Source organism: Pseudomonas sp. NPDC088885 (assembly GCF_044750025.1).
Classification (GTDB): domain Bacteria; phylum Pseudomonadota; class Gammaproteobacteria; order Pseudomonadales; family Pseudomonadaceae; genus Aquipseudomonas; species Aquipseudomonas rustica.
Genome location: NZ_JBIVJB010000003.1, coordinates 145082 through 151550, shown reverse-complemented (window position 1 = coordinate 151550; position 6469 = coordinate 145082). Strand labels below are relative to the sequence as shown.

Sequence of the window (6469 nt, the reverse complement as noted above, 5' to 3'; positions counted from 1 at the left end):
CCAAAACCTGTGGGAGATCAGCGAACTGCTCGACAAAGTAAGCCGCACCCTCGACGGCGCCTGAGTAGCTGAGTTTGCGGGCTTAACACTAACCAAGCTCGCTCCCACAGTTGTTTTGTGTGGAAAGATATTCCGCATACAACGCCAAAACCTGTGGAAGATCAGCGAACTGCTCGACAAAGTCCGCCGCACCCTCGACGGTGCCTGACAGATCGCCATCGCTGGCAAGCCAGCTACCACAGGGACTGGTGTCATTTACATAACCAATGTGGGAGCGAGCCTGCTCGCGAAGGCGTCAGATCAGTTACATCCTCGGCGCCTGACACTCCGCTTTCGCGAGCAGGCTCGCTCCCACAGTTGTTTTGTGTGGACAGATATTCCGCATACAACGCCAAAACCTGTGGGAGATCAGCGAACTGCTCGACAAAGTAAGCCGCACCCTCGACGGCGCCTGAGTAGCTGAGTTTGCGGGCTTAACACTAACCAATGTGGGAGCGGGCTTGCTCGCGAAAGCGGTGGATCAGTCAATTCATTTATCGACTGATCCACCGCATTCGCGAGCAAGCCCGCTCCCACAGGGTTATGTGTGTTTACCGGCTCAATGCGCGGGCCAAAAACGGCGCAGTCTTGCTTTTCTTGCTCGCCGCAACTTTCTGTGGCGTACCCGCCACCACAATCCTGCCGCCCTGATCACCCGCTCCGGGGCCGATGTCGATCACCCAGTCACTCTGCGCGACCACGCGCATTTCGTGCTCGACCACAATCACCGTATGACCCGCCGTCACCAGCGTATCGAGCTGTTCCAGCAACCGGTCAACATCGCGCGGGTGCAATCCTGTGGTCGGTTCATCCAGCACATACAACGTCGCGCCGCGTTGATTGCGTTGCAACTCGGTAGCCAGTTTGATCCGCTGTGCTTCACCGCCGGACAACTCTGTGGCCGGTTGCCCGAGGCGCAAATAACCGAGGCCAATATCGCGCAATACCTCTAAAGAGCGACGAATCCCCGGCTGCCCGGCAAACACCGTCACCGCTTCATCGACCGTCAATTGCAGCACCTGCGCGATGCTCAAACCCTCCCACAGCACCGCCAGCGTCTGCGGGTTGTATCGCGCGCCATGACAGGTCGGGCACGGCGCATACACGCTCGGCATGAACAACAACTCAACGCTGACAAACCCCTCACCCTCGCACGTGGCGCAACGGCCCTTGGCGACGTTGAAGGAAAACTGCCCGGCGTCGTACCCCGCCGCGCGCGCCTCGGGGGTGGCGGCGAACAGCTTGCGCACGTTGTCGAACAGCCCGGTGTAGGTCGCCAGATTGGAGCGCGGTGTGCGGCCGATGGGTTTCTGATCAACTTGCACCAGCCGTTTGATCGATTCCAGTCCAGCCGTGACCTGGCCGCTGCTGACCTGCGGCGCATCGTCTTCGAGGCTTAGTTCTTCCGCTTCGCTTTCAACCGTCGGCCGCCCCAGTTGCGCGCCGACCAGTTCGAGCAATGCCTGACTGACCAGACTCGATTTGCCCGAGCCGGAGACACCGGTGACCGAGGTAAAACAGCCCAAGGGAAATTCAGCACTGAGGTTGTTGAGGTTATTGCGGGTGATGCCATCAAGTTTCAGCCACGCCGTCGGCTTGCGCGCAGCGCGAGTTTGTCGCTGGGTTTCAGCAAACAGATAAGCGCGGGTTTGCGACTCTTTAATATCGGCCAATCCCGCCGGAGGGCCGCTGTACAAAACCTGCCCGCCCTTCTCGCCCGCCGCCGGGCCAACGTCGATCAACCAGTCAGCGCGGCGCATGGTTTCCAGATCATGCTCGACCACGAACAGCGTGTTGCCGTCCGCCTTCAGCCGCTGCAAAGCCTCGAACAACGCCTCGCCATCCGCAGGATGCAAACCGGCCGAAGGTTCATCCAGCACATAGATCACGCCGAACAACTGCGAGCCCAGCTGCGTCGCCAGGCGCAAGCGTTGCAGCTCACCGGACGACAACGTCGGCGTGCTGCGCTCCAGCGCCAGATAGCCGAGACCGAGATCGGTCAGGGTGCTGACGCGCTCCAGCAGATCCTCGGCAATGCGCTGCGCCGCCAGACGCTTCTCCAGCGACAGGTTCGGCGTGTGTCGCACGTCCGGCGCACTCGCGTGACCAATGCCGCCGTGGGCCACCCTTTGCTGACGAGCCTCGCGGGTTTGCGCATGGCTCAGGGTTTCGCCGGTTTCTTCGGCGTGCTGCAGATAACTCTGCGCCGCCACAGGCTTCAACACTTCCGCCACTTGCAGCAACGGCATCTGCGACAACTCACCAATGTCGTACCCGGCAAAAGTCACCGACAACGCTTCACGCTTGAGGCGTTTGCCGTCACATAACGGGCAAGGACTGCCGAGCATGAATTGCGAAACACGCTTCTTCATCAGCGCACTTTGCGAATGGGTGAACGTGTGCAAGATGTAGCGGCGCGCGCCGGTGAAGGTGCCTTGATAGCTCGGCTCCATTTTGCGCTTGAGGGCGACGCGGGTTTCTTCCGGGGTCAGCCCGGCGTACACCGGCACGGTCGGGGTTTCTTCGGTGAAGAGAATCCAGTCGCGCTGCTTTTTCGGTAGTTTCTTCCACGGCATGTCGACGTCGATGCCCATGGTCACGAGGATGTCGCGCAGGTTCTGGCCTTGCCACGCCAGCGGCCAGGACGCCACGGCGCGCTGGCGGATGGTCAGGTTCGGATCGGGCACCATCAGCGCTTCGGTGACTTCATAGACCCGGCCGAGGCCATGGCAGTCCGGGCACGCACCCTGCGGGGTGTTCGGCGAAAAGTCTTCGGCGTACAGCATCGCCTGCCCCGGCGGGTAGCTGCCGGCGCGCGAATAAAGCATGCGGATCAGGCTCGACAACGTGGTCACGCTGCCCACCGAAGAACGCGTGCTGGGTGTGCCGCGCTGTTGTTGCAGGGCCACGGCGGGCGGCAGGCCCTCGATGGAATCGACATCGGGCACGCCGACCTGATCGATCAGCCTTCTCGCGTAGGGTGCAACGGATTCGAAGTAGCGGCGCTGGGCTTCGGCATACAAGGTCGAGAATGCCAGCGAGGATTTGCCCGAGCCGGACACGCCGGTGAACACCACCAGCGCGTCGCGGGGGATGTCGATGTCGACGTTCTTCAGGTTGTGTTCACGCGCGCCTCGCACACGAACCATGCCGGCGGGCGCTTTCGAATTACGCTTGGAAGTCATTGGCGGGCCTTGATCGAAGGACAGAAAAAACGTCTATGACTAATGAGGCCTCATTGATTGCGGAGTTCATTGTGGTTAGGGGATTTATCCCCGTTGGAGTGCGAAGCGCTCCCCTGCATTTTTTCCAGTTCAACCGCATTCTCAGGGTTTACGACTGCTGCGCAGCCGAACGGGGATAAATCCCCTCGCCACAGGTAATTTCATTACACCTCAGGTAGTTTCCTTACACATCAGGTGACTCCCTTGAACCACAAATTCCCAGCACACAGGTTTCTGTATCAAGGGTTCTGTCAGTCAGGCATTAAGCACCGCACGAATCATCAGCAGCATCGCTTCCGGGCTGTACGGTTTGCTCAGCAAATGCGTGTCCGGGCTCAATTGGTGATTGCGCGAGATGATGTCGCGGGTATGCCCGGAGGTGAACAGCACCGCCACCGCAGGTATCTGCACTTTGGCCCACGCCGCCAGATCCGAACTCTTGATCAACCCCGGCATGACCACGTCGGTAAAGATCAGATCCACCTCGATCCCTTCCAGCAACATCTGCATCGCCACATCACCGTTACCGGCCGTCAATACGCGATAGCCTTCCTCGCGCAGCAACTCGACCGCCGAGGCACGTACGGCGTCGTTGTCCTCGACCACCAGAATCGTCTCGTGCCCACCGCCCTGCAGATTCTCCACACTCGGAGCCTCATCGCGAACCGGGCGCAAGCTGCGCGGGAAGTACAACTGCACCCGCGTGCCCTCGCCGACCTGACTGGCAATCTCGACATGCCCGCCACTCTGTTTGACGAAACCAAAGACCATGCTCAAACCCAGCCCCGTGCCTTGGCCGTCAGCCTTGGTGGTGAAGAACGGTTCAAACACTTGCTCAAGTATCTGCGCAGGAATACCGGCGCCGGTATCGCTCACCGCCACGCGCACAAACTCGCCGGGGACGATGCCTTTACCCGCGCAAAACTCGCTGTCGAGCCGAACGTTGGTGGCACTCAAACCAATGGTGCCCTCGCCCTTCATCGCATCGCGGGCGTTGATCGCCAGATTGAGAATGGCGTTTTCCAGTTGATTGCGGTCGACGTTGATGTGCCACGGCTCTGCCGGTAATTGCACATCGATCTGAATGGTTTCGCCCAGTGCGCGCTGGAGCAATTCGCCGACGCCATCGAAAATCTGCTGCGGATTGCACACCGCCGGCGACAACGGTTGCCGGCGCGCGAATGCGAGCAGTTGCGAAGACAGTTTGGCGCCACGCTCCACCGCTGCCAGCGAGGCACTGACGCGGCGCTGCACGTTGGCGTTATCAGGCTCATGCCGGGCCAGCAAATGCAGATTGCCAGCGATCACTTGCAGCAGGTTATTGAAGTCGTGGGCAACGCCGCCGGTGAGGCCGCCAATCGATTCAAGCTTCTGCGACTGGCGCAATTGTTCCTCAGCCGCCAGGCGTGCCTCGACTTCATTGGCGACGCGCTGTTCAAGATTGCGGGTAAATTTGAGCAGAGACTCTTCGGCTATCTTGCGCTCATGAATGTCGATCAGTACGCCGGGGAAGCGCAGCGGTTCGCCGTTCTCGTTGAACTGGCAAGCGCCGCTGGCCAGCACCCAGAAATAGCTACCGTCGCCGCGACGAACCCGATATTCGGCGTTGTACGGCTCGCCGGTCTGCACGCACCGGGTGACTCGTTCCTGCACCCAGTCGAAGTCATCCGGGTGGATGCGCGACTCGGCAACGTCCTGAGACAAATTGCTCAGATCCTGATCCGGCGGGTAGGAGAACGTGCGGGCGAAACGCTCATCCGCGGACAGCCGGTTGTTTTTCACGTCCCACACGAATGAACCGACCAACGCCCCCGCATTCAATGCCAGACGCACGCGTTCGTTATCGGCGCGATAGGCGTTTTCGGCCTCTTGGCGCAGTCTTTCGGAAATCACGAACTCGGTGGTTTCCACCACCATTGCCATCACCCCGGCAGGCGCTCCGGCATCATTGGAAACGGGACTGTAATAGAGATCGAGCCAAACCTCCTCGGGGACACCATCGCGCAGCAGTACCAGCGCCTTGTTGCGAAACGACAAGGTACCGCCGGCCAGGCACGTGTCGACTACATGGCGGTTGAAATCGGCAACTTCTGGCCAGCCCAACTCCACGGGGGAGCCGAGCAGATACGGATGGCGGCCACCGGCAAATTCCGAATAGGCGTCGTTGTAGATCATGTAGCCGGCATGGCCCCAGAGCATGACCATCGGCAGCGGCGAGGCCAGCATCAATTGCACCGCGCTGCACAGGCTCGCCGGCCAGGTATTCAGTGGGCCCAGTTCAGTGTGGCTCCAGTCGAGCGCGCGGATACGTTCGGCCATTTCGCCTTGCCAGCCATCACAGCCGTGGCTATCGGATAAAAACTGCATCGACTGACTCGGTGTCCTGTGGTGGTTGCCCGATAAATCGCGACGCCAGAACGACACGACGCCCGTCTGTTTCGAGCGTCTTCAGTCGTATTGGTTTCATAAGAGGTATAGCCGATTTCGTCCCCGCTCGGAGACTAGACCCCGATCAGGTGCTTGAGCGGATGGTAGCCAGTTTTCATCTTCGCGGCGACGTCGAGAATGGCTTTTTCGATGCCGTTCAAATGCATGCAGGTCAGCTCGATGGCAGCGCTCTGATTGCCAGCCTCGATGTATTCGATCAGGCGCAGGTGTTCGTCATCGCGGCACACTTCATGGCTGTCGTCGTCCAGTGCGGCGGCATACAGCGAGGCGCGCGAGATCAGCTTCTGGAACCAGTCGAGCAACACCGGGTTATTGAGGCTGCGCGCCAGTTTGATGTGGAACTCGCCGAGCAGATGAATCAACCGTTCGTGGTCACCGGCAGCGTGTGCTTCGTCTTCCAGCAATAAATGTTCACGCAAGTCCTGCATCGCCGCGCTGTCCTTGCGTCGGCACAGTTCGGTGACGATGCCGATCTCGATCAGCCGGCGGGTTTCGAACAGCGAACGGATCTCTTCATTGCTCGGCAATGACACCGACGCACCTTTGTTGGGCTCGGTGGTAACCAGGCCATCGGCCTCCAGTTGCTTCAACGCGGCGCGAACCGACGTGCGGCTGACATTGAATAAATCGGCCAATGAGGCCTCGCCCAGCTTCATCCCCGGGCGCAACGAGCGCTTGCTGATCGCCTCGTAAACCCCTTGGTAGACGCGGTCGACCGTGGTTTCCAGTTTCTTCTCGGTCATTCAAACACTCCTTTA

Annotated in this window: 3 protein-coding genes; all 3 read right to left on the bottom strand. The window is 60.0% G+C overall.

Annotated elements, in window-relative coordinates:
• Positions 1-590 precede the first annotated feature (590 nt).
• Entirely contained in the window at positions 591-3224 is a 2634-nt protein-coding gene (locus ACIP1X_RS04350) for an excinuclease ABC subunit A (protein WP_400749646.1), read from the bottom strand.
• A 294-nt stretch (positions 3225-3518) separates the two neighbouring features.
• On the bottom strand, positions 3519-5630 hold the full coding sequence (locus ACIP1X_RS04345) for an ATP-binding protein (RefSeq protein ID WP_400749643.1): 2112 nt from the start codon (positions 5628-5630) through the stop codon (positions 3519-3521).
• A gap of 134 nt (positions 5631-5764) precedes the next feature.
• The gene (locus tag ACIP1X_RS04340) at positions 5765-6454 is read right to left on the bottom strand and encodes a GntR family transcriptional regulator (protein ID WP_053120886.1); all 690 of its coding nucleotides are present in this window, start codon (positions 6452-6454) and stop codon (positions 5765-5767) included.
• Between the last annotated feature and the right edge of the window lie 15 nt (positions 6455-6469).